Source organism: Pseudomonas sp. MH10 (genome assembly GCF_034353045.1).
GTDB lineage: Bacteria > Pseudomonadota > Gammaproteobacteria > Pseudomonadales > Pseudomonadaceae > Aquipseudomonas.
Genome location: NZ_CP133783.1, coordinates 4,658,669 through 4,681,621 on the forward strand (window position 1 = coordinate 4,658,669; position 22,953 = coordinate 4,681,621).

At 58.4% G+C, this 22,953-nt stretch carries 19 protein-coding genes; 12 read left to right on the forward strand and 7 right to left on the reverse strand.

What is annotated here, in order from left to right; all coding sequences use genetic code 11:
* Positions 1 to 124 precede the first annotated feature (124 nt).
* The 3 genes from ampD (at position 125) to RHM59_RS25590 (ending at position 3,907) form a co-directional block, all read left to right on the forward strand.
* The gene (gene ampD / locus RHM59_RS20940) at positions 125 to 673 is read left to right on the forward strand and encodes a 1,6-anhydro-N-acetylmuramyl-L-alanine amidase AmpD (protein WP_322184881.1); all 549 of its coding nucleotides are present in this window, start codon (positions 125 to 127) and stop codon (positions 671 to 673) included.
* A gap of 15 nt (positions 674 to 688) precedes the next feature.
* Positions 689 to 1,525, forward strand: a complete 837-nt coding sequence (gene ampE / locus RHM59_RS20945; protein WP_322184883.1) for a regulatory signaling modulator protein AmpE — start codon at positions 689 to 691, stop codon at positions 1,523 to 1,525.
* A 1,677-nt stretch (positions 1,526 to 3,202) separates the two neighbouring features.
* Positions 3,203 to 3,907: a methyl-accepting chemotaxis protein gene (locus tag RHM59_RS25590; protein WP_416195105.1), complete on the forward strand. Its 705-nt coding sequence runs from the start codon at positions 3,203 to 3,205 to the stop codon at positions 3,905 to 3,907.
* Positions 3,908 to 3,913: 6 nt separating this feature from the next.
* Here the strand turns inward: RHM59_RS25590 and RHM59_RS20955 are convergent, their stop codons facing one another.
* Positions 3,914 to 4,699, reverse strand: coding sequence for a TatD family hydrolase (locus RHM59_RS20955; protein WP_322171147.1), 786 nt, complete (start codon positions 4,697 to 4,699; stop codon positions 3,914 to 3,916).
* Entirely contained in the window at positions 4,696 to 5,691 is a 996-nt protein-coding gene (gene cra, locus RHM59_RS20960) for a catabolite repressor/activator (protein ID WP_322285319.1), read from the reverse strand. The genes RHM59_RS20955 and cra overlap by 4 nt, the downstream gene beginning before the upstream one ends.
* Positions 5,692 to 6,050: 359 nt before the next feature.
* Here cra and ptsP point away from each other — a divergent pair, with 359 nt between their 5' ends.
* The 4 genes from ptsP (at position 6,051) to RHM59_RS20980 (ending at position 12,730) form a co-directional block, all read left to right on the forward strand.
* Positions 6,051 to 8,972: a phosphoenolpyruvate--protein phosphotransferase gene (ptsP, locus tag RHM59_RS20965; protein WP_322166085.1), complete on the forward strand. Its 2,922-nt coding sequence runs from the start codon at positions 6,051 to 6,053 to the stop codon at positions 8,970 to 8,972.
* Positions 8,972 to 9,913 (forward strand): 1-phosphofructokinase, encoded by a 942-nt coding sequence (gene pfkB / locus RHM59_RS20970; protein WP_322285320.1) that lies wholly within the window; start codon positions 8,972 to 8,974, stop codon positions 9,911 to 9,913. Before ptsP ends, pfkB begins: the two co-directional genes overlap by 1 nt.
* Positions 9,914 to 9,928: 15 nt before the next feature.
* Positions 9,929 to 11,668, forward strand: coding sequence for a PTS fructose-like transporter subunit IIB (locus tag RHM59_RS20975; protein WP_322285321.1), 1,740 nt, complete (start codon positions 9,929 to 9,931; stop codon positions 11,666 to 11,668).
* A 120-nt stretch (positions 11,669 to 11,788) separates the two neighbouring features.
* Complete coding sequence (locus RHM59_RS20980; protein ID WP_322166082.1) at positions 11,789 to 12,730, forward strand: AEC family transporter; 942 nt, start codon at positions 11,789 to 11,791, stop codon at positions 12,728 to 12,730.
* A gap of 9 nt (positions 12,731 to 12,739) precedes the next feature.
* Here the strand turns inward: RHM59_RS20980 and RHM59_RS20985 are convergent, their stop codons facing one another.
* From RHM59_RS20985 to gatC, 5 genes are all read right to left on the reverse strand, one after another.
* Complete coding sequence (locus tag RHM59_RS20985; protein WP_322286735.1) at positions 12,740 to 13,786, reverse strand: calcium/sodium antiporter; 1,047 nt, start codon at positions 13,784 to 13,786, stop codon at positions 12,740 to 12,742.
* Between the two features lie 45 nt (positions 13,787 to 13,831).
* On the reverse strand, positions 13,832 to 14,203 hold the full coding sequence (locus RHM59_RS20990; protein WP_322184891.1) for a septal ring lytic transglycosylase RlpA family protein: 372 nt from the start codon (positions 14,201 to 14,203) through the stop codon (positions 13,832 to 13,834).
* A 163-nt stretch (positions 14,204 to 14,366) separates the two neighbouring features.
* Positions 14,367 to 15,812: an Asp-tRNA(Asn)/Glu-tRNA(Gln) amidotransferase subunit GatB gene (gene gatB, locus RHM59_RS20995; protein WP_322166080.1), complete on the reverse strand. Its 1,446-nt coding sequence runs from the start codon at positions 15,810 to 15,812 to the stop codon at positions 14,367 to 14,369.
* An 11-nt stretch (positions 15,813 to 15,823) separates the two neighbouring features.
* Positions 15,824 to 17,275, reverse strand: coding sequence for an Asp-tRNA(Asn)/Glu-tRNA(Gln) amidotransferase subunit GatA (gatA, locus tag RHM59_RS21000; protein WP_322285322.1), 1,452 nt, complete (start codon positions 17,273 to 17,275; stop codon positions 15,824 to 15,826).
* Between the two features lie 15 nt (positions 17,276 to 17,290).
* A complete protein-coding gene (gatC, locus tag RHM59_RS21005; RefSeq protein ID WP_322166078.1) occupies positions 17,291 to 17,578 on the reverse strand; it encodes an Asp-tRNA(Asn)/Glu-tRNA(Gln) amidotransferase subunit GatC in 288 nt (95 codons plus the stop codon).
* Between the two features lie 209 nt (positions 17,579 to 17,787).
* Between gatC and mreB the strand changes: the two genes are divergently transcribed.
* From mreB to rng, 5 genes are all read left to right on the forward strand, one after another.
* A complete protein-coding gene (gene mreB, locus RHM59_RS21010; RefSeq protein WP_322166077.1) occupies positions 17,788 to 18,825 on the forward strand; it encodes a rod shape-determining protein MreB in 1,038 nt (345 codons plus the stop codon).
* Positions 18,826 to 19,051: 226 nt separating this feature from the next.
* A complete protein-coding gene (gene mreC / locus RHM59_RS21015) occupies positions 19,052 to 20,230 on the forward strand; it encodes a rod shape-determining protein MreC (RefSeq protein WP_322285323.1) in 1,179 nt (392 codons plus the stop codon).
* Complete coding sequence (mreD, locus tag RHM59_RS21020) at positions 20,230 to 20,721, forward strand: rod shape-determining protein MreD (RefSeq protein ID WP_322166076.1); 492 nt, start codon at positions 20,230 to 20,232, stop codon at positions 20,719 to 20,721. The genes mreC and mreD overlap by 1 nt, the downstream gene beginning before the upstream one ends.
* Before the next feature lie 106 nt (positions 20,722 to 20,827).
* Positions 20,828 to 21,439 carry a Maf family protein gene (locus tag RHM59_RS21025; RefSeq protein WP_322285324.1) on the forward strand — a complete coding sequence of 204 codons (612 nt, stop codon included), beginning with the start codon at positions 20,828 to 20,830 and terminating at the stop codon, positions 21,437 to 21,439.
* Complete coding sequence (gene rng, locus RHM59_RS21030; protein ID WP_322285325.1) at positions 21,436 to 22,893, forward strand: ribonuclease G; 1,458 nt, start codon at positions 21,436 to 21,438, stop codon at positions 22,891 to 22,893. Before RHM59_RS21025 ends, rng begins: the two co-directional genes overlap by 4 nt.
* Positions 22,894 to 22,953 lie beyond the last annotated feature (60 nt).

Sequence of the window (22,953 nt, forward strand, 5' to 3'; positions counted from 1 at the left end):
CGCTCGGCCAAGCACTCATCCCGACAAAACGCCCTGTTTTGTCGGCAACACAAAATATTGCTGCCCCGTGATTCCCCGTCGCGGGCATACTTGCGTTATTGATCCGCCGTTCAAGGAACCCTTCATGCAGCTGGACCCCGTCAGCGGTTGGTGCCATGGCGCGCACCACTGTCCGTCGCCCAACTTCAATGAGCGGCCCGAGGCCGAGATTTCGCTGTTGGTGATCCATAACATCAGTTTGCCCCCCGCTCAGTTCAAGACCGGCTACGTGCAAGCGTTCTTTCAGAACCAGCTGGATGTCACACAACACCCTTATTTTGAAAGCATCGTTGATGTGCGGGTATCGGCGCATTTTTTGATCGAGCGCGACGGCGTGCTGACGCAGTTTGTGTCCTGCCTGGACCGCGCTTGGCACGCGGGAATCTCCCGTTTTGAAGGGCGTGAAACCTGTAACGACTACTCCATTGGAATCGAGCTGGAAGGCACCGATGAATTGCCTTTCACCGACGCTCAATACGACGCCCTGATTGAATTGACTCGCCAGTTGCAGTCGACATTTTCAGCCATTACCACGCAGCGAATTTGCGGCCACAGCGATATTGCTCCGGGACGCAAGACAGACCCGGGCCCATGTTTTGAGTGGGCGCGTTTTCGAGCGGCATTGCAGGATTGAAGTGAGGGACAAGGAATGAGTTTTTTGGTATTGCTGTTCGCCGTCTGGATAGAGAAGTTCTCCGCCTTGCGCCAACGCGTACAGCGTGATGGCCCATGGTTGCGGGAGCTGGCAAAGCTTGAAAACACCCCGCGCCTGAGCACCCGGCCGTGGTTGATTTTGGCATTGCTGATTCTGCTGCCGGTGGTGCTATTGGCCTTGCTACTGGTGGTGGTGCAGTCGGTGGCGTATGGCTGGCTGGGTTTGCCGGTGCACTTGGTGGTATTGATCTACAGTTTGGGTCGCGGCGACCTGTTGGCCACGTTGGGGCCTTTTCGCGATGCCTGGCGCAGAGGCGACGCGCAAGCTGCCAGTCTCGTTGCTGAGCGTGATATGGGCGTCATCGCCGAAGATGGCGAACAACTGCTCGAAGGCGTTCAGCGCTACTTGTTGTGGCAAGCCTATCAGAGCTTTTTTGCGGTAATTTTTTGGTACTTCTTGTTGGGACCGGTGGCGGCCTTGGGTTATCGACTGCTGGCGCTGGCCGTTACCCATGGCAAAAATCCTGCACTGGTCGAGCGCGCAGCTCAGTTGCATCACGCGTTTGATTGGGTGCCGGTGCGGCTGCTCGCCGCCAGTTTTGCCCTGGTCGGAAATTTCGTCGCGGTCAGCCGGTTGATGCTGCATGAGTTGCTGAACTGGAACATCAGCGCGGCGCAGTTAGTGACAAAAACTGGCCAAGTGGCCAGCGAAATCCCGACCCCTGTGGTTGGCGCAGACGGCGTTGCCAACTTGGATGCGCTGTGGGAACTGTTGCTGCGCTCAGCGGTGGTTTGGTACGCCGGGTTTGCGTTGTGGACGTTGCTGGTTTAAGCGGTCCTTTGGCCCGACCGCGTTAGTCCATTCGCGAATGAATTCGCTCCTACAGAAATCTGTGGGACCGAATTCATTCGGGAAGCGTTTTACCTGATGCACGCGTCGTACCTCTCGCCTCTGGTAGCGAACGTGTTCGCGAGGCGGTGTATCAGGCATACCGCTTAAAGGCCTTCGCCAACAAGTTGGCTCTACAGAGGGGGGCGCGTCGGCCGGTTTAGCGCCTTCGTTTACCTTTACTTACAAAACGTCCGGTGGATATCAGGTATACAGACCTAGTCGCGAATGGTGGCTTTGCGCTATTTCGACGAATCGCTGCACCCCTAAAAATAAGAAAAAGGGAGCGTTCTTGTGAAGAGCCTTTTGTATCCAGCCATCGCGCTGATGAACCGGCTGAGCTTCGCGATGAAGTTCACCCTCATTAGTATTCTGTTTTTCCTGCCCATGTTGGTGACCAACTTTTATTTGGTCAGGGATTCCTATCGCGAGTTTGTCGGTACCCGAACCGAGCTGCAAAGCCTCGAACTGGTAGGCGCCAGTCTAAACCTGCGGCGAGATTTGGAGACCCTAGACGGGCTGGTGGGCATGAACGTCGTGCTTGGCCAGGCCAGTCAATTCGAAGCCCTGAGTTCGCGAATTTCCGCTCTGGAAACCACCGTGTTAAGCACCTTGCAGAACCTGAACGCGCCGGCGGAAGATCCAAGCCAGGTTGCTGCCTTCAACGCCAAGCGTGACGAACTTATTTCCGCTTTCAAGGCGCAGCAGGCCGAGTCGTCGCTGCAAAGCAAAAGCGGGATGATGTCGCGATTGTTAAGCAAGGCGCAGACCTTCAGCAAAGTCGTCGTCAGCCAAGCGGGTCTTAGCCAGGACCGCAGCAGCGATGTGCGGCAACTTATCGATTTGATTACCAGCGTCACCCCGTTGATCACCCAGGCCATCGGCGACGGTCGGACCATGGGTTCGTATTCGTTGGGGCAGGGCATGATCAACTCATCGGCCAGCACCCGTTTTGATGAGCTGTTGCAACAACTTGAACGCATCCAGGGTGATTACGCCTTGAAGCTGCAGGACGCCTTCGGTAACAGCGCTGCTGCGCGCAACGCATTACAAGGTCCGGCGCAGGCCAGCCTGGCGACACTCAAACAAAGCAGTGAGATATTCGAGCAGCAGGTGGTGTCGGCCGACAGCTTGAATGCGCCGTGGGAGGCGTTCTATCAACAGGTCACTGGGCTGATCGCCAAGACTTATCAACTGGACGACGCGACCGTGGCCTTCCTTAATCAGGACCTGCAAGGTCGGCTGGTGCAAAACCGTCAGCACACGATTCTATTGGTGGTTGCGCTGGCCGGGGCCTTCTTGCTGATCGTTTATCTCTACAGCGGTTTCTACGCTTCGACGCGCACCACGTTGAGGCGGTTGGGTGACGTCATGGACAAGGTGGCTGCGGGTGACATGACCGCCAGTTTTACCGCTCACAGCCGTGATGAGTTGGGCGAACTCGGCCGGGTGTTCAACGGCACGGTGAAGAAAATTCATGACCTGATCGAATTGGTGGGCAAGACCGTCAGTGAGGTCGAGCGGCAAGCCGGACAGGTTGAATCGGTGTCGGCGGTGAGCAATCAGGCGGTGGCGGGGCAGCGCAACCAAATCGAATTGGTGGCCACAGCGATGAACCAAATGTCGGCCACGGCGCAGGAGGTAGCGCGCAGTGCGGCTGCGGCAGTTAGCAGCGCGCACAGCGTCAACCAAGAAACAGTCAGTGGTCGTGGGCTGGTCGAATCCCAGCAGATCAGCATCTCTCGGCTCGCCAGCGAGATCGATCAATCGGTGTTGGTGATCAATCAATTGGCAACCGACAGCTCGTCCATCAGCCGTGTTTTGGATGTCATCAAAAGTATCGCCGAGCAAACCAATTTACTGGCGCTCAACGCTGCTATCGAAGCGGCGCGGGCCGGGGAGCAGGGCCGGGGCTTTGCGGTAGTGGCAGATGAAGTGCGTACCCTGGCCAAGCGCACTCAGCAATCCACTGAGGAAATCGAACAGATGATCGCCAAGTTACAAGGCGGTGTCGGGGCGGCGGTCAAGGCGATGGGCGTCAGCCATGAAATGGCCAATGGCACCGTGGGGCAGTCAGAAAAGGTCCAGCAAGCGCTGGAAAATATCCTTGGCGCCGTCAGCATGATCGTCGATCAGAATCAGCAGATCGCGGCCGCCGTGGAGCAGCAAACGGCGGTGGCCCATGACATCGATCGAAACATTGTCGAAATCAACCGTGCGGGTGAGCGCACGGCAGAAGGTGCGAATCAAACGGAACACGCCAGCCGTCAATTATCGGCGCAGGTCGTGGAGTTGAAGCAGCTGATTAGCGCGTTTCGCGTATAGCGCTGCTTATTTCCAGTTGAACAGCTCGTAGGCGTTGCGGGTGCTGGCGTTGGCCAACTCCTCAGCTGGCACGCCCATTAACTGGGCCAGGGCCAAGCAGATGTCAGGCAAATGCTCGGGGCTGTTGCGCTGGTTAGGGTACATGGCGGGCGCCATGTCCGGGGCGTCGGTCTCCAGCACGACGCTGTCCAGCGGCAGTTTAGCGATGACCCGGTGCATGCGCAGCGCTTGGGGCCAGGTCGCTGCGCCACCCAGGCCGAGCTTGAACCCCAGCTTGATGTATTCGCTAGCTTCTTCGCGGCTTCCGGCAAAGGCATGGATGATCCCACCGCGCTTGAGGTTGTAGTCTTTGAGTGTGGCGATCACGTTGGCGTGGCTGCGTCTGACATGCAAAAGGGCCGGCAAATTGAAGTCGTCGGCCAGTTGCAGTTGCGCCTCGAACATCCCTTGTTGACGGTCTCGGTCCAGGGTCTCAACAAAGTAATCCAGCCCGAATTCACCCACCGCGCACAGCTGTGGATGCCCCTTGAGGCGTGTCAGCCAGTCGCCCAATTCCTCCACGTGGTCAAGCAGATGCTCATCGAGATACAGTGGGTGCAGGCCGAATGCCGCGAACAGGCTGGCGTCGCTTTGCACCAAATCCCACACCCGCTGCCAGTTGCGCTGATGCACACCTAGCACCACCGCCCGTTCGACGCCCACCGCTCGGCAGTTTGCCATCAGCGTCTGGCGGTCAGCGTCGAAGTCTGGAAAATCCAAATGAGTATGGGTGTCGATCAACGTCATATTCAGACCTCGTGAATACGTTGTTTGAACGTCCGTGCAATGGCATGCACGCCCGGCTGGTAATCGTCTTTTTCCACCGCCGCTAACGCCAGCGCCAGTGCTTGATCTGCGATCAGTTGGTGCTGTTGCGCCATGGCATTGACCGGCAGCGGCAGGAAGTCTAGCAATTGAGTGTCACCAAAGGTGCCTAAATGCAGTTGCGCCGGATTCAGCGCCTGACTGTGCAGCAGGTCAAAAACACCCTGCAACAACACGTAGGACGTGGTGATCAGTGCGTCGGGCAACTGGCCCAAACGTTCAAGCAGTTCGCTGGCCAGTCGCTTGCCACACTCACGGCTAAAGGCTTCGCCCTGTTGAACGATGACCTCGCCGCTGAAGCGTGTGAGCGCTTGCTCGAAACCGGCGGTGCGGATCTGGCTGACGATCAGTTCTGGGTGCGCGCTGATCAGCGCGATGTGCCGGGGCATCGGCTTCAACAAGCTGTGGGTCAGTTGCAGGCTGGCTTGATGGTCATCGCTGACCACTGAGCAGAAATGCGCAGGGTCCATCTGGCGGTCTATCGCGATAATCGGCATGCCGACCTTTTGCAGTTCGCGGTAGCTGTCGTCATCGTATGGCAGGCAGCTGGCGACAAACAGCGCATCACAACGCCGGGCGCGAAACAGCTGCAGCAGTTGCAGCTCGCTGGCAGGGGAGTCGTCGGAGCTGGCAATCAGCAGTTGATAGCCGTGGGCGCGGGCGCGTTGTTCCAGCAGTTTGGCGATGCGTGCGTAGCTGGGGTTTTCCAGGTCTGGGAGGATGAATCCCAGGGTTCGCGTATGACGGCTGCGCAAACCGGCGGCTTGTGGGTTGGGGCGGAAGCCATGTTGATCAACCACCTTGCGCACACGCTCGACGGTCGCGCTGCTGATGCGTTGCTGTTCGGCTTTGCCGTTGATGACGTAGCTGGCGGTGGTCACTGAAACACCGGCCAGACGAGCAATATCAGTGAGTTTCAACCCAAATATCCTTTTTGTTGTTGGATTGCGGTGTGTCTGAAATACCGCTACAGCGGGTAACCTCCCGCTGACTTCTAATCTCAGGCGCTTATTCTCAGGAGACCTTCGCACAACTTGAAGCTCTCAGTTATTTCGCGCAATTTTTTGAAAAACCGTCCAAGTCATATGACGCTTGGGCTTCAACGGCAGCAGATTATCGAGTAACGTGCCGCACTTGATAGATTAATCGATTCAGCTTGAAAAATAATCCAGTCGCACTGCCCGCCTCATGGGTGTCAGAGGGTTATCGCCACACTCGCCTAAGCTGGTTCAATCGGTAATTGTGTGGATGCAGTCCCTAAAACAAAAAGGAGAAAGGCATGCTCGAACTCACCGTAGGGCAGATATCCATGGGCCAAACGGCCGTGGACAAATCTGCTGCATTGGAATTACTGGCCAGTAAACTGGTCGCCGATGGTTTGGTGGCTGAGGGTTATCTTCAGGGGCTGCAAGGCCGAGAGGCCCAGGGTTCGACCTTCCTGGGCCAAGGCATCGCCATTCCTCACGGCACTCCAGAAACCCGCGACCTGGTGTTCGCCACCGGCGTGCGCCTGTTGCAGTTCCCTAACGGCGTGGATTGGGGTGACGGGCAGATTGTGTACTTGGCCATTGGTATAGCGGCTAAAAGCGACGAACACTTACGTTTACTGCAACTGCTCACCCGTGCGCTGGGCGAAGCTGATCTAGGTGAGGCGTTGCGCCAGGCAACGACCCCTGACGCGTTAATTGGATTGTTGCAAGGTGCTCCGCAAGCCTTGGCCCTGGATGCGCAATTGATCAGCCTCGGTGTATCGGCCGATGATTTCGAAGAATTGGTGTGGCGCGGTGCGCGCCTGCTGCGCAAGGCTGATTGCGTGAGCAACGGCTTCGCTGCGGTACTGCAACAGGTTGAAGCGCTGCCGTTGGGCGATGGCCTTTGGTGGCTGCACAGTGAGCAAACCGTCAAGCGTCCCGGCCTGGCGTTTGTCACGCCAGACAAACCAATTCGTTTTCTAGGCAAACCGCTCACCGGGTTATTTTGCCTTGCCAGCATGGGTGAAGCCCATCAGGTACTGCTTGAGCGCTTGTGTGCGGTGTTGATCGAAGGCCGAGGCCACGAGTTGGGTCTCGCCACCAGCAGTCGCGCGGTATTGGCGGTACTGGGCGGCGAATTGCCGGAAGATTGGCCGAGCCAGCGGGTGACGCTGAGCAACGCCCATGGACTTCATGCCCGGCCGGCGAAGACCCTAGCGCAACTGGCTAAAACCTTCGAAGGCGAGATTCGCGTACGCGTTGTGGAAAGTGGCGAAAGTGCGGTGTCGGTCAAAAGCCTGACCAAGCTGCTGAGCCTGGGCGCGCGTCATGGTCAAACCCTGGAGTTCACCGTTGATCCCTCCGTCGCCATCAATGCGTTGCCCGCGCTGATTGCAGCGGTTCTCGAGGGGCTGGGTGAGGAAGTTGACGTGCTGTCCCGCCCATCCTCAGCGGCACCGGTGGTCGCCGCCGTATCGCCAGTGACGACGGCAATGAATACGGGCACCCAGAGCGTGATGGGGCCCGCCGATGGCGTTGTGATCCAAGCCATTGCTGCTGCCCCCGGTATTGCGGTGGGGCCGGCGCACATTCAGGTGCCGCAGCGGTTCGACTTTCCTTCACAGGGTGAATCAAGCGCGGCCGAGCACCAGCGCCTGCAATTGGCATTGTTTGCGGTGCGTCAGGACCTTGAAAGACTGATCCAGCGCGCCGAGGCCAAGGCGATTCGGGAGATTTTCGTTACTCACCAGGAAATGCTCGACGACCCCGGCTTGACTGACGAAGTCGCCGCCCGCCTGGAGCAAGGCGAAAGTGCGCCGGCTGCCTGGATCGGCGTCATCGAAGCCGCCGCCTTGCAGCAGGAGCAATTGCACGACGCACTGCTGGCCGAGCGCGCCGCAGACCTGCGAGACATCGGGCGCCGGGTGCTGGCGCAGTTATGCGGTGTGGAAACGGTCGCCGAGCCCGAGCAACCGTACATTCTGGTCATGGCAGAAGTCGGCCCGTCCGATGTCGCACGCCTCAATCCCGCACGGGTCGCCGGCATACTGACAGCCCGTGGTGGCGCGACTGCACACAGCGCCATTGTCGCCCGCGCCTTGGGCATTCCGGCGGTGGTGGGGGCGGGCGACGCGGTGTTGCTGATCAAACCCGGTACGCCGTTGCTGCTCGATGGCCTGCGCGGACGACTCAGCGTCGCGCCAGATACTGCCACCTTGCTGCGCGCCATCCATGATCGCGACATCCGCACAGAGCGCTTGAATGCGGCTGCCGCATTACGCCTGGAACCCGCGCTGACCCGTTGCGGGCACGCCGTCGAGGTGTTCGCCAATATCGGTGACAGCGCGAGCACAGCGCTGGCAGTGGAACTCGGAGCGGAGGGCGTTGGCCTGCTGCGCACTGAGCTGATTTTCATGGCCCATGCCCAGGCCCCAGACGAAGCCACCCAAGAAGTTGAATATCGACGCGTGCTGGATGCCCTCCAGGGACGACCGCTGGTGGTGCGAACGCTGGACGTTGGCGGCGACAAGCCGTTGCCGTATTGGCCAATGGGCAAGGAAGAAAATCCGTTCTTGGGCGTACGAGGCATTCGTCTGACTTTGCAACGACCGGACATCATGGAAAGCCAACTGCGTGCTCTATTGCGCGCTGCCGACAATCGCCCGTTGCGGATCATGTTTCCTATGGTCGGCACCGTTGAAGAGTGGCGTCAGGCGCGGGACATGACCTTGCGCCTGCGTGAAGAAATTCCCGTGGCGGACCTGCAACTGGGGATCATGATCGAAGTGCCATCGGCGGCATTATTGGCGCCTGTGTTAGCGCGGGAAGTGGATTTCTTCAGCGTGGGCACCAACGATCTGACGCAGTACACCTTGGCCATCGATCGCGGTCATCCGACATTATCGGGTCAGGCAGACGGCCTACACCCCGCCGTATTGCAACTGATCGACATCACCGTGCGCGCTGCCCATGCCCACGGTAAGTGGGTCGGCATCTGCGGTGAGTTAGCGGCTGATCCAGTGGCGGTGGCGCTGTTGGTGGGGCTGGGCGTCGATGAGTTGAGTGTCGCGGCGCGAAGCATCGGCGAAGTCAAAGCCTGCGTCCGTGAGTTGAACTTGGGCGACGTGCAACACCTGGCGCAGCGTGCGTTAACGCTTGGGACAGCCACCGAAGTGCGTGCGCTTGTTGAAACCTTGGCAATGGATGCCCGGCTTTTGGAGGCTTTGTAATGGCGAAAATTCTAACCTTGACCCTAAACCCGGCACTGGACCTGACCGTACAGATGGGCCCGTTGCAGGTGGGACAGGTCAATCGCAGCCACGCCATGTTCACTCATGCCGCTGGCAAAGGCCTGAATGTCGCGCAGGTGTTGGCCGACTTGGGGCACGAATTGACGGTGGGTGGATTTCTCGGCATCGACAATCAGCAGCCGTTCGAGACGCTGTTTGCCCATCGGCGGTTCGTCGACGAGTTCGTCCGGGTGCCCGGTGAAACCCGCAGCAACATCAAGTTGGCCGAGAGCAGCGGGCGCATTACCGACCTGAACGGCCCAGGGCCGCAGGTCGGTGAAGATCTGCAACATGAGTTGATGACCCGTGTGGAACAAATCGCCGGGGGGTTCGACGCCGTAGTAGTGGCCGGCAGCTTGCCGCGCGGCGTCAGCCCTCAATGGCTGCAAGCGCTATTGCTGCGTCTCAACGCCATGGGCCTGAAAGTCGCCCTCGACACCAGTGGGATGGCGTTACGCGCCGCGCTGTCGGCGAGCCCATGGTTGATAAAACCCAACACCGAAGAGTTGGCCGAGGCGTTGGATGCACCGATTATTTCCATTGAGGCCCAGGCCGAGGTGGCCGCTCGTTTGCGTGGGCAAGGCATCGAGCACGTGGTGATTTCCCAAGGGTCGCAAGGGGTGCACTGGTTTAGTTCTGTCGTGGCGTTGCAAGCGTTGCCACCCCAGGTGACGGTCGCCAGCACGGTCGGTGCCGGGGATTCATTGCTGGCGGGAATGGTTCACGGCCTGATCAGCGGGCATTCGCCACAACAGACCCTGCGCACCGCCACCGCGATCGCGGCGATGGCAGTGACCCAAATCGGTTTCGGCATCAGTGATTTGGCGCAACTGAAATTGCTTGAAAAGGGCGTCAACGTGCGCGCCCTGACAGAACAATAAGAAGGATTGTCACCCATGAAGTTAGTCATCATTACCGCCTGCCCCAATGGAAAAATCAGCAGCTTTCTCAGTGCCCGTTTGCTGGAAGCCGCCGCGCAACGACAGGGTTGGCACACCAGTGTTGAGGTTCATGACCCTCGTCAGCCGGATAATCAACTGTCGCCGGAAGTGATTGTCGCCGCTGATTGGGTGTTGGTGGTCAACACCGGCGAGTTGGATTTGAGCCGCTTTGTGGGCAAGCCTGTGTTTCAGACCACACCCGCTCACGCGTTGGAGGATATTGCAGGTTTTTTGCGCAGCGCTGCTGAGCAAGCCGTCGTGCTGGCCGCAGCACCCGTTAAAACGTCGCCATCAACCACCGCAAACGCCAGATCCCCACGCTTGGTCGCGGTCACAGCCTGCCCGACCGGGGTCGCCCACACGTTCATGGCAGCGGAAGCTATTCAGCAATCGGCCAAGCGCTTGGGTTATGAGCTGCATGTGGAGACCCAAGGCTCGGTGGGTGCGCGCAACCCATTGGACGCCCAGGCCATCGCTGAGGCGGACGTGGTGTTGCTGGCGGCAGACATCGAGGTCAATACCGAGCGGTTTGCCGGGAAACGAATTTATCGCTGCGGCACCGGCGTTGCGCTTAAACACCCGGACGCTACCTTGAAAACAGCCTTGGCCGAAGGCACGGTGGAGTCGGCGGTGGGCGTGAACGTAGCACCGCGCAAAAAAGAGCGAACTGGCGTCTACAAGCACCTGTTGACCGGTGTGTCGTTCATGTTGCCGATGGTGGTGGCGGGGGGGCTGTTGATCGCGTTGTCGTTTGTTTTCGGGATCCACGCCTATGAAGAACCAGGCACGTTGGCCGCTGCATTGATGAAAATCGGTGGCGACACCGCGTTCAAATTGATGGTGCCATTGCTGGCCGGTTACATCGCTTATTCGATTGCCGACCGTCCGGGCCTCGCGCCGGGAATGATTGGTGGTTTGCTCGCGAGTACCTTGGGTGCGGGGTTTATCGGCGGGATCATTGCTGGTTTTCTGGCGGGTTACAGCGCATGGGCGATCAACCGTTACGCGCGGCTGCCGGCAAGTCTGGAGGCGCTTAAGCCGATTCTGATCATTCCACTGTTGGCGAGTTTGTTCACCGGGCTGGTGATGATCTACGTGATAGGCACTCCCGTGGCAGCGATGCTGCTGGGGTTGACGCATTTTCTCGACAGCATGGGCACGACCAATGCGGTGCTGTTGGGCGTGTTGCTTGGTGCCATGATGTGCGTCGACTTGGGTGGGCCGATCAACAAAGCGTCTTATGCGTTTTCGGTGGGGCTGCTGGCATCCCAGAGTTATGCGCCCATGGCCGCCGCGATGGCCGCCGGTATGGTGCCGCCCATTGGCATGGCCATCGCCAGCGTCATCGCGCGGCACAAGTTCGCGCAAAGCGAGCGCGAGGCGGGCAAGGCGGCGTTGGTGTTGGGCCTGTGTTTTATTTCTGAGGGCGCGATTCCATTCGCCGCGAAAGACCCGTTGCGCGTGATCCCGGCCAGCGTCGCCGGCGGCGCGCTGACTGGGGCATTGTCGATGTTCTTTGGCTGCAAACTCATGGCGCCCCACGGCGGCTTGTTCGTAATGTTGATCCCGAACGCGATCAACCACGCGTTGTTGTACCTGCTCGCCATCGTCGCCGGCAGCCTGCTGACCGGTGTGTCGTATGCGCTGCTGAAGCGACCGGAAGTGGTGGAACTGGAAGGCGTGCCGGTGGTGTAACACATTGGCCCCGCCCCCCGTATGCCCGAATAAATTCGGTCTCACACCGCCTGCACAGTGAATCTGGACGCCCGCTGACATATCATTTGCCACCTAACGACAGGTCAGGGTTTTGAACGCATGCTGGGTATACTTTTAGAAACCCTGAATATCACCGCGCCGGTTTTTGCCATGCTCTTTCTCGGCGTGGCGCTCAAGCGGGTGGGCTGGATCAATGACAGCTTCATCCATACCGCTTCGGCCTTGGTATTCAACGTCACCATGCCTGCGTTGCTGTTCCTCGGCATCATTCATGCGGACCTGAGTGCGGCGCTAAAGCCGGCGCTGCTGGGGTATTTCTTCGTCGCAACGCTGGTCAGCTTTGCCTTCGCCTGGGGCTGGGCGATTTGGCGCTGTCCTTACGAAGACCGAGGAATTTTCACCCAAGGCGCGTTTCGTGGGAACAACGGCGTCATTGGCCTCGCGCTGGCGGGTAGTCTGTATGGCGACTATGGGATTTCCTTGGGTGCGATTCTCGCGGCGCTGGTGATTCTGTTCTACAACACGTTGTCGACCATTGTGCTCGCGGTCTACAGCCCGGTGATCAAGTCCGATCCGTGGAGCGTGTTCAAAAGCATCCTGTGCAATCCCCTGATTATCAGCGTGCTGGCGGCGGCGCCGTTTGCGTACTTCAAAATCGGCCTGCCGGGCTGGCTGCAAACGTCGGGTGAATACCTGGCGCAGATGACGCTGCCGCTGGCGTTGATTTGTATTGGCGGCACCTTGTCGCTGGCGGCGTTGCGCAAAAGTGGCGACATAGCGATCAGCGCCAGCATGGTGAAAATGATCTGGCTGCCGGTGCTCAGCACCTTGGGCGCATGGTTGTGTGGTTTTCGCGGGGCAGAGTTGGGGATTTTGTTTCTGTACTTCGGCAGCCCAACCGCGTCTGTCAGCTTTGTGATGGCGCGGGCGGCCAATGGCAATCATGAATTGGCGGCGGCAATTATCGTGATCACCACCCTGGCCGCGGCGGTAACCACCAATATCGGTATTTTCATCTTGCAGTGGGGCGGTTGGATTTAGTCCGCCGTCTTAGTGCTGACGCCGCCACGCTCTCACCGTGGTAAATAAGATGAGCGCCGCCAGCAGCGGCAGGACCCCGTAGCTCATCAGTTTTTCCAAGGTGTTGGCCAGTGGCATTCCGGTGGTGAACGAGACGATGTGCAGTCCATAAGCCAAGTACAGCGACAACAACAGTAAACCCTCGGTGCGCGTGACCCGATAGCCGGAATAGAACACCGGCAAACACACCGCAGAAACCGCCAGCATCACCGGCAAATCGAAATTCAGCGCGTTCGGCGATATGGACAACGGGCTCGGTGCGACCATCGCCGTCAGTCCCAATACGCCGAGGAGGTTGAACAGATTGCTGCCAATCACGTTCCCGACTGCAATATCCCGTTCGCCGCGCATGGCGGCGATCAACGACGTGGTCAGCGCAGGTAACGAGGTGCTGCCCGCGATCACAGTCAAGCCGATCACCCGTTCCGATAGACCGAGATCCTGAGCGATGACTGCGGCGGCCTGTACCAGCAAGCCTGCACCCATCACCAGCAGCGCCAGACCGAAAACCATGGTCATGAGGCTGATGAATTGCTGTGCGCGGGACGCGTGGGGTTGTCCCGGTGGGTTTTTCGGCACCTGCCCCTGCGAGCGTCGCGCCAGCACCAGTAAATAGGCCAGCAATGCAAACAGAAGGATGGCGCCATCAATAGCGCTGAGTTCGCCGTTATACGCCAAGGCGAAGACCAGCGCGCTGGCGCCGATCATTAACGGGATGTCGACGCGTACCAGTTGGCGGGCAACTCGCAGTGGGATGATTAGCGCGCAAAGACCGAGGGTGACCAGCACGTTGAAAATGTTGCTGCCCACCACACTGCCCACTGAGATGTCGGGACTGGATGAAAAAGCCGCTTGCAAGCTAACCGCCATTTGCGGAGCGCTGCTGCTCATGGCAACCACCGTCAACCCAATGATCAATGGGCGGACTTTTAGGCTGGCGGCCAGGCGCACAGCGGCACGGACTGATAACTCAGCGCCAATCACCAATAAAAATAAGCCGCCGAACAGTTGAAGCAGATTCGGCAGCGCAAGCGTGGATAGCTCGAGAATTCAATTCACCCGTCAGTTGCCTAAGGTCTGTACGCGTACCTGCGCCACACCAGCGCCCAGCATACCGAGTTGTTCTGCCGCTTTGCGTGACAAATCGATCAGACGCCCGCGGGTGTGAGGGCCGCGATCATTGACCCGAACTTCGACGGTTTTATTGTTATCCAGATTAGTCACCAACAGCCGCGTGCCGAAGGGTAAGTCTCGGTGTGCGGCGGTCAGTGAGTTTTGGTCGAAACGCTCACCGCTGGCAGTGCGTTTACCTTGATGCTTGGCACCGTAAAACGAAGCGCTACCGGTTTCGTTGTAACCACGGGGATTGATGTCATGGCTGGCACAACCGGCCAGCACACTCAGTAATGCGCACGCGCTGAAGAGCCGCCACATGGTTTGGTCCTTCAATGTTTGTCGGCTTGGATTAACCCAACACTTCTGTGGGACCGAGTTCATTCGGGAAGCGGACAACGCGGTGTATTTGAGTGACCGCGGTGCTGCATTCGCGAATGAATTCGGTCCCACACCTGCATAGGATGAGACCCCGAATCCGGGGTTACCCCTCCAGTTTGTTTTTCAGCAGTTCATTCACCTGTTGCGGGTTGGCTTTGCCTTTGGACGCTTTCATGGCCTGGCCGACGAAGAAGCCGAACATCTTGCCGCGTTTGGCTTCGTCTGCTGCACGGTAATCCAGGACTTGTTGGGCGTTGGCCGCCAGCATTTCGTCGAGCATGGACTCGATGGCGCCGCTGTCGGTGACTTGTTTCAGGCCGCGTTGCTCAATGACTTCATCAGCGCTGCCTTCGCCATTGGCCATGCCTTCAAACACCATCTTCGCGATCTTGCCGGAGATGGTGTTGTCGGTAATGCGCAGCAGCATGCCGCCCAATTGCTCGGCGCTGACCGGTGATTGGTCAATTTCCACGGCCAGTTTGTTCAGCAAGCTGCCCAGTTCGACCATGACCCAGTTGGCGGCCAGTTTGGCGTCGCCACTGATGCTCACGACTTTTTCGAAGTAATCGGCTTGCTCACGGCTCGAAGCCAACACGCTGGCGTCGTAAGCCGATAAGCCAAACTGCGCCTGGAAGCGTTCGCGTTTTTGCGGCGGCAATTCAGGCAGGGTGGCGCGAACTTCATCGAGGAACGAATTCTCGATCACCACCGGCAGCAGGTCTGGGTCCGGGAAGTAACGGTAGTCGTTGGCTTCCTCTTTGCTACGCATGGCGCGGGTTTCGTCTTTGCTTGGGTCGTACAGACGGGTTTGCTGGATGACGCGCCCACCGTCTTCGATCAGCTCGATCTGGCGCCGAACTTCGGTGTTGATGGCTTTCTCGATGAAGCGGAACGAGTTGACGTTCTTGATCTCGCAGCGGGTGCCAAACTCGACTTGCCCAAACGGACGGATCGACACGTTACAGTCGCAACGCAGAGAGCCTTCAGCCATGTTGCCGTCGCAAATGTCCAGGTAACGAACCAGTGCGTGCATGGCTTTGACGTAAGCCACGGCTTCTTTGGCGGAACGCATGTCGGGTTCGGAAACGATTTCCAGCAGCGGCGTGCCCGCGCGGTTCAGGTCAATCCCGGTCATGCCGTTGAAATCTTCATGCAGGCTTTTGCCGGCATCTTCTTCCAAGTGCGCGCGGGTGACGCCGATACGTTTGACCGTGCCGTCTTCCAAGGTGATGTCCAGATGGCCCTTGCCAACAATTGGCAACTCCATTTGGCTGATCTGATAACCCTTTGGCAGATCCGGGTAGAAATAGTTTTTGCGCGCGAACACGTTGTGTTGGCCAATCTCGGCGTCAATCGCCAAGCCCAGCTTGACCGCCATCCGCACCGCTTCCTGGTTGAGCACCGGCAACACGCCAGGCATGCCGAGGTCGACAAGGCTGGCTTGGGTGTTCGGCTCAGAGCCAAACGTGGTGCTGCTGCCGGAGAAAATCTTCGATTGGGTCGAGAGCTGAGTATGAATCTCCAGCCCGATCACAACTTCCCATTGCATGTGTTTTCTCCTTAGAAGCCTGATGGCGTGCGCGTGTGCCAATCGGTCACTTGTTGATACTGGTGAGCGACGTTTAGCAAGCGGCCTTCCTGGAAATACGGGGCCAGCAATTGCACCCCAACGGGCAAGCCTTCAACGAAACCAGCTGGCATGGACAAGCCTGGCAAGCCCGCGAGGTTGGCGGTGATGGTGTAGAAGTCTTCCAGATAGGCAGAAATCGGATCATCGTTCTTGGCGCCGATTTTCCAGGCCGGGTTCGGCGTGGTTGGACCCAGAATCACGTCAACTTCAGCGAACGCGTTCATGAAGTCGTTCTTGATAAGGCGACGAATTTTCTGCGCTTGCAGGTAGTACGCGTCGTAATAACCGGCGGACAGCGCATAGGCGCCGACCAAAATTCGCCGCTGCACTTCTGGGCCGAAGCCTTCTGCCCGAGAACGCTTGTACAGGTCTTCAAGGTTTTTCGGGTCTTCACAACGATGGCCAAAACGCACGCCATCGAAACGTGACAGGTTCGACGAGGCCTCAGCGGGCGCGATCACGTAGTAAGCCGGGATGGCGTGTTGCAGGTTTGGCAGGCTGACTTCCTTGACGACGGCGCCGAGTTTTTCCAGCTCCTTGACGCTTTCAAGCACCAATTCAGCGATGCGTGGGTCAAGACCTGCACCGAAGTATTCTTTTGGAATGCCGATACGCAGCCCTTGTAGCGAGCCGTTGAGGCTGGCGGCGTAATCCGGCACGGGCTCGTCGATGCTGGTGGAGTCCTGCGGATCGAAGCCGGCCATGCCTTGCAGCAGCAGGGCGCAGTCTTCAGCGGTGCGCGCCAATGGACCGGCCTGATCGAGGCTGGAGGCGTACGCGATCATTCCCCAGCGCGACACACGACCGTATGTCGGTTTCAGGCCGGTGAGGTTGGTCAATGCCGCCGGCTGACGAATGGAACCGCCGGTGTCAGTGCCCGTAGCGGCAGGTAGCAGACGAGCGGCTACGGCGGCTGCCGAACCGCCCGACGAGCCGCCGGGAACATGTTCGAGGTTCCACGGGTTTTTAACAGGGCCGTAGTAGCTCGACTCGTTGGCAGAACCCATGGCGAACTCGTCCATGTTGGTCTTGCCCAGCGTCACTGTGCCCGCCGCCGCCAGCTTGGCAACAATGGTTGCGTCGTAGGGTGCTTTGAAGTTGTCAAGCATCTTCGAGCCGCAACTGGTGCGTACGCCCTGTGTGCAGAACAAATCTTTGTGGGCCAATGGGACACCCAGCAGGGCGCCACTCTCGCCAGCAGCGCGCCGGGCGTCAGCCGCGCGCGCCTGGACAGTTGCCAGGTCTTCGGTGAGCGTGATGAAGCTATTGATCTTGGGGTCAAGTTGGGCGATACGCGCCAGCAAAACCTGAGTCAATTCTTCGGAAGAAAACTTTTTTTCGGCGAGTCCGCGGGCGATCTCGGCCAGAGTCAAATGGTGCATTGCAGGCTCTTTCCCTTACTCGATGACTTTCGGAACCAGATAAAGGCCGTTTTCGACCGCTGGTGCGATGGCTTGGTAAGCGTCGCGCTGATTTCGCTCGGTCACGACGTCCGCACGAAGGCGTTGAGAGGCTTCGAGCGGGTGCGCCAGTGGCTCGATACCGCGGGTATCGACGGCTTGCATCTGATCTACCAGCCCGAGAATATTATTAAGTGCATCGGTAGTACGCGGAATATCAGCTTCATTCAGGCCTAATCGAGCCAAATGAGCGATTTTTTCCACGTCGGAGCGATCAAGCGCCATGGGAATCTCCAGTGGAAAGCAGACGGATGGGATCCGTGTGTTAGATTGTGCGAACACTACCGCATTTCTGCGGTTGTATGGCCGCGAACGTCTTAGGTCGTGCTTGGAAAAACAGCCAATTTAACATATTGGCTCCTTGCCCAAAATCCCTGTCGTTGTTAGAGTTTGCCGCACTTTTTTACTCACGCGTTGCCTAGGGTCCTTTTCCCATGTTCAAGAAACTGCGTGGCATGTTCTCAAGCGATCTCTCGATCGACCTGGGCACTGCCAACACCCTTATTTACGTGCGTGAGCGCGGTATCGTACTGAATGAACCGTCGGTTGTGGCTATCCGCACCCACGGGAATCAGAAAAGCGTCGTTGCGGTCGGGATGGAAGCCAAGCGTATGCTCGGCCGGACTCCAGGCAATATCGCGGCCATTCGTCCGATGAAAGACGGCGTTATTGCCGACTTCAGCGTGTGCGAAAAAATGCTGCAGTACTTTATCAACAAGGTTCATGAAAACAGCTTTCTGCAGCCAAGCCCTCGGGTGCTGATCTGCGTACCGTGCAAATCCACCCAGGTGGAGCGTCGGGCCATCCGTGAATCGGCCCTTGGTGCCGGTGCTCGTGAAGTGTTCCTGATCGAGGAGCCAATGGCTGCCGCGATCGGTGCTGGCTTGCCAGTGGAAGAAGCGCGCGGCTCGATGGTTGTCGATATTGGTGGTGGTACCACTGAAATCGCACTGATCTCACTCAACGGTGTGGTGTATGCCGAGTCCGTGCGAGTGGGCGGCGACCGTTTCGACGAAGCGATCATCACTTACGTGCGTCGCAACTACGGCAGCCTGATTGGTGAATCCACAGCCGAGCGCATCAAGCAGGAAATCGGCACCGCTTACCCAGGCGGAGAAGTGCGGGAAGTTGACGTACGTGGCCGTAACCTGGCTGAAGGCGTTCCACGTGCCTTTACGCTGAACTCCAACGAAGTGCTTGAAGCGCTGCAGGAATCCTTGGCGACCATCGTTCAGGCGGTTAAAAGCGCGCTGGAGCAATCGCCGCCGGAATTGGCTTCGGACATCGCCGAGCGCGGTCTGGTACTGACCGGTGGTGGCGCCTTGTTGCGTGACCTCGACAAGTTGCTGGCCCAGGAAACAGGTTTGCCGGTGATCGTTGCCGAAGACCCGCTGACCTGCGTTGCTCGCGGCGGCGGTCGTGCGCTGGAAATGATGGACAAACACACCATGGATCTGCTCTCTACCGAGTGAGTTCGCTGAGCGCAAAGCCCAGCAGCCGTGGTCTACAGGTAGCAGCAATGCTGCCTGTATTCGTTAGGCTGGCGCCAAATAGGGCGTTATTTTCTGTCCATTGTTGTTAGGCCGGTTGCATGCCGTATGAAGAATAAGTACAACCAGTTGATGCTCAATCCATCGAACGCATGCCCGCGAGGAGCGGCCTATTAAACCGCTTTTCGCAAAAGGCCCCTCACTGGGTGTGCGCCTGTTGGTACTGGTCGTCTTATCCGTTGCGCTGATGGTGGTGGATGCCCGTTTCACGGTTTTGAAGCCCGTCCGCAGCCAGATGTCGCTGGTATTGATGCAGTCCTACTGGATCGCCGATCTACCTCAACGCCTTTATCAAGGTGTCGCCAGCCAATTTGGCAGCCGCACCGAGCTTGTCGCCGAGAACGAAAAACTCAAGACTGAAGCCTTGCTGCTGCAAGGGCGCCTGCAAAAGCTGGCGGCCTTGACTGAGCAGAATGTGCGTCTGCGCGAATTGCTCAACTCTTCCGCGCTGGTCAACGAAAAGGTCGAAGTGGCCGAGTTGATCGGCATGGACCCGAATCCGTTTACACAACGCATCATCATCAACAAGGGTGAGCGCGACGGCGTGGTGCTGGGTCAGCCCGTCCTTGATGCGCGGGGCCTGATGGGCCAGGTGGTCGAGCTGATGCCCTATACCTCCCGAGTCCTGCTGCTGACCGATACCACCCACAGCATCCCGGTTCAGGTCAATCGCAACGGCTTGCGTGCCATTGCCAGCGGCACCGGCAATCCGGAACGCCTGGAACTGCGGCATGTGGCCGACACGGCCGACATCAAGGAAGGCGACCTATTGGTCAGTTCTGGCCTCGGCCAGCGCTTCCCGGCGGGTTACCCGGTGGCGACGGTCAAGGAAGTGATTCACGACCCTGGCCAACCTTTCGCCATTGTGCGAGCCGTTCCCACTGCCGCATTGAATCGCAGCCGTTACCTGTTGTTGGTGTTCAGTGATGGCCGGTCACCCGAGCAACGGGCGGCGGACGCCGCGCAAGCTCAGGAGGCGATTGATCATCCTGGCGCAGAGGCCGCGACGCCTGCCAATCCTTCGGTGCCCGGCGGTGTGATACCTGCGGAGACGCACGCTATATCTACTGTCCGTGCGGTGCATGCCCCACCGACCCCTGCTGCGGCGCACGCTGTTGTGGCACCTGCAACGCCAGCTGCTTCGCATGCCCCGACGTCGCCAGCCTCAACCCATGGCTCGACAGCGCCGGCGCATTCGACGGCTCCGGCGCCAGCGGTCCCCGCACCTCATGCGCCGGCGATCCCGGCTGCGAAGCCGCCGGTCAAGTCCGCGGTGCCCAAGCCACCGGTTACCGCACCCGCAGCACCTAAGGCAAGGGAAGAATAATGGTCCGTCTGGCGCCCGCAAAAAATGGTTGGGTAGTGTGGTTCAGTTTTGCTATCGGCCTGCTGCTGAGTGTCTCGCCACTGCCGCAGTTCATGGAAATATTTCGCCCGCTCTGGCTAGCGCTGCTGTTGGCGTTCTGGGCGTTGGCACTGCCGCATAAAATCGGCATGACCACTGCGTGGATGCTCGGGCTGGCCGAAGACGTGCTTTATGGCACATTGCTCGGACAGAACGCGATGATTCTGACCCTGATCACGTTTTTAGTGATGTCCCTGCAGCAGCGTATGCGCACCTTCCCGATGTGGCAGCAGTGCATGGTCATTCTGGTGATTTTCGGCTTGGCGCAGTTGGCGCAACTTTGGTTGAGTGCCTTGACCGGTAATCGCCAGCCCACGCTGGCGTTGGTATTGCCAGCGCTGGTCAGTGCGCTACTGTGGCCATGGGTCAGTTATGGCTTGAGAGGCTTGAGCAAGCGCTTGGCTATTTATTGAGCTGTTTAACCGGTCATGTACTTGGCTGACGTTTTCCACGGTGGCATTTTTCGCAGAGTCACGAACACAGTGGCGATGCCCTGATCACCGACAAGGAGATGTCCTTATGCCCTTGCTTTATCTGGCTTCTGGTTCACCGCGTCGCCGTGAGTTATTGACGCAGATAGGCGTGCCCTTTACCACGCTCAGCGCTGACATCGACGAAACCCCTTTTCCTGAAGAGTCTCCGGTGGCCTACGTGGAGCGGCTGGCGAGCGCAAAGGCCGAGGCGGGTCTGGCGTTGCTTGCAATCAACGCAACGGGCCCAACAGCGTGCGTCTTGGGCGCCGATACCGCCGTTGTTCTCGACGGTCGAATCCTGGGCAAGCCGGTTGATCAAGCCGATGCACTGGCCATGCTGAGTGCATTGTCCGGCCGGGAGCATGAAGTGCTGACCTCCGTTGCGCTCGTCGACCATCAAAGATCTGAAGTTCGCACCGTCCATAGCCTTGTTCGGTTTCGTTCGATCCAGAGCGCGGAGGCTCAGGCCTATTGGGACAGCGGCGAACCACAAGACAAGGCCGGTGGTTATGCAATTCAAGGACTGGCGGCGATTTTCGTCGATAGCCTGCAAGGCAGTTATTCAGCCGTCGTCGGTTTGCCATTGTGCGAAACCGCAGAAATGCTTGGCCGTTTCGGCATACCCTGTTGGCAACGCCTGGAAGGTAAGAAGCCATGAGTGAAGAGATACTGATCAACATCACGCCGATGGAGTCGCGCGTGGCCGTGGTTGAGAACGGTGTGCTGCAGGAAGTCCACGTTGAGCGGACCCAGCGGCGCGGTATCGTTGGCAACATTTACAAAGGCAAAGTCGTGCGGGTCTTACCCGGCATGCAAGCGGCGTTTATCGACATTGGTTTGGACCGCGCCGCGTTTATTCACGCCTCGGAAATCTCCATGCGCGAAGGCCCGTCGGTTGAAAGTATCAGCTCGCTGGTTCACGAAGGTCAGGGCCTGGTGGTGCAAGTCACCAAAGACCCGATTGGCAGCAAAGGTGCCCGCCTGACCACTCAATTGTCGATCCCGTCGCGCTACCTGGTGTACATGCCCCGGACCGCTCACGTTGGGATTTCGCTGAGAATCGAAGACGAGGCTGAGCGTGAGCGACTCAAAAAAGTAGTTACCGACTGCGTCGCGCAAGAAGGCATCAAGGAAGCCGGCGGTTTTATTCTGCGAACGGCAGCCGAAGGTGCCGGCGCCGATGAGATCCTAATGGACATCCGCTACCTGCGCCGTCTGTGGGATCAAATTGGCGTGCAAATCCAGACCGTCAGCGCCCCCAGCGTGATTTACGAAGACCTCGGCCTGGCCTTGCGCACGTTGCGTGATCTGGTCAGCCCCCGGATCGAAAAAATTCGTATTGATTCACGGGAAACCTTTCAGAGAACCACTCAATTCGTCTCCGAGCTAATGCCGGAAATTGCCGATCGTCTGGAACATTACCCTGGCGAGCGGCCTATTTTCGACCTGTATGGCGTCGAAGACGAAATCCAGAAAGCCCTCGAACGTAAGGTGCCGCTCAAGTCGGGCGGCTACCTGGTGATCGACCCGGCCGAAGCGATGAGCACCATCGACGTCAATACCGGTGCGTTTGTTGGTCATCGCAACCTGGAAGAAACTATCTTCAAGACCAATCTCGAAGCCGCCACCGCCATTGCACGCCAACTACGCCTGCGCAATCTGGGCGGGATCATCATCATCGACTTCATTGACATGGAGGATGGTGAACACCAGCGTCAGGTTCTGCGAACGCTGGAAAAACAACTGGAGCGCGACCACGCCAAGACCAACATCATCGGCATTACCGAGTTGGGCCTGGTGCAGATGACCCGCAAGCGCAGCCGCGAAAGTCTTGAGCAAGTGCTGTGCGAGCCCTGCAGCAGTTGTCAGGGCCGCGGCAAGTTAAAGACCCCCGAAACAGTTTGCTACGAAATTTTTCGCGAAATCCTCCGTGAAGCCCGCGCGTATCAAGCTGAAGGCTATCGTGTGTTGGCGAATCAGAAAGTCGTGGACCGCCTGCTTGACGAAGAGTCAGGTAATGTCGCTGAGTTGGAAGGTTTTATCGGCCGCACTATTCGTTTTCAGGTCGAGACCATGTACTCCCAGGAACAATATGACGTCGTGTTGCTCTGATCAGCGACCCGTCAGCTTCAGAATAATGGCAGGACGCCTTCTAATGAGAATTATGCGTGG

Coding starts and splice junctions, on each gene's coding strand:
- RHM59_RS20990 (WP_322184891.1), bottom strand. CDS start 14,203: ATGTGGCGGCTCTTCAGCGCGTGCGCATTACTGAGTGTGCTGGCCGGT.
- RHM59_RS25590 (WP_416195105.1), top strand. CDS start 3,203: ATGTCGGCCACGGCGCAGGAGGTAGCGCGCAGTGCGGCTGCGGCAGTT.
- ampD (WP_322184881.1), top strand. CDS start 125: ATGCAGCTGGACCCCGTCAGCGGTTGGTGCCATGGCGCGCACCACTGT.
- mreD (WP_322166076.1), top strand. CDS start 20,230: ATGGTCCGTCTGGCGCCCGCAAAAAATGGTTGGGTAGTGTGGTTCAGT.
- gatC (WP_322166078.1), bottom strand. CDS start 17,578: ATGGCGCTTGATCGCTCCGACGTGGAAAAAATCGCTCATTTGGCTCGA.
- mreB (WP_322166077.1), top strand. CDS start 17,788: ATGTTCAAGAAACTGCGTGGCATGTTCTCAAGCGATCTCTCGATCGAC.
- RHM59_RS20975 (WP_322285321.1), top strand. CDS start 9,929: ATGAAGTTAGTCATCATTACCGCCTGCCCCAATGGAAAAATCAGCAGC.
- rng (WP_322285325.1), top strand. CDS start 21,436: ATGAGTGAAGAGATACTGATCAACATCACGCCGATGGAGTCGCGCGTG.
- pfkB (WP_322285320.1), top strand. CDS start 8,972: ATGGCGAAAATTCTAACCTTGACCCTAAACCCGGCACTGGACCTGACC.
- RHM59_RS20980 (WP_322166082.1), top strand. CDS start 11,789: ATGCTGGGTATACTTTTAGAAACCCTGAATATCACCGCGCCGGTTTTT.
- ampE (WP_322184883.1), top strand. CDS start 689: ATGAGTTTTTTGGTATTGCTGTTCGCCGTCTGGATAGAGAAGTTCTCC.
- gatB (WP_322166080.1), bottom strand. CDS start 15,812: ATGCAATGGGAAGTTGTGATCGGGCTGGAGATTCATACTCAGCTCTCG.
- gatA (WP_322285322.1), bottom strand. CDS start 17,275: ATGCACCATTTGACTCTGGCCGAGATCGCCCGCGGACTCGCCGAAAAA.
- ptsP (WP_322166085.1), top strand. CDS start 6,051: ATGCTCGAACTCACCGTAGGGCAGATATCCATGGGCCAAACGGCCGTG.
- RHM59_RS21025 (WP_322285324.1), top strand. CDS start 20,828: ATGCCCTTGCTTTATCTGGCTTCTGGTTCACCGCGTCGCCGTGAGTTA.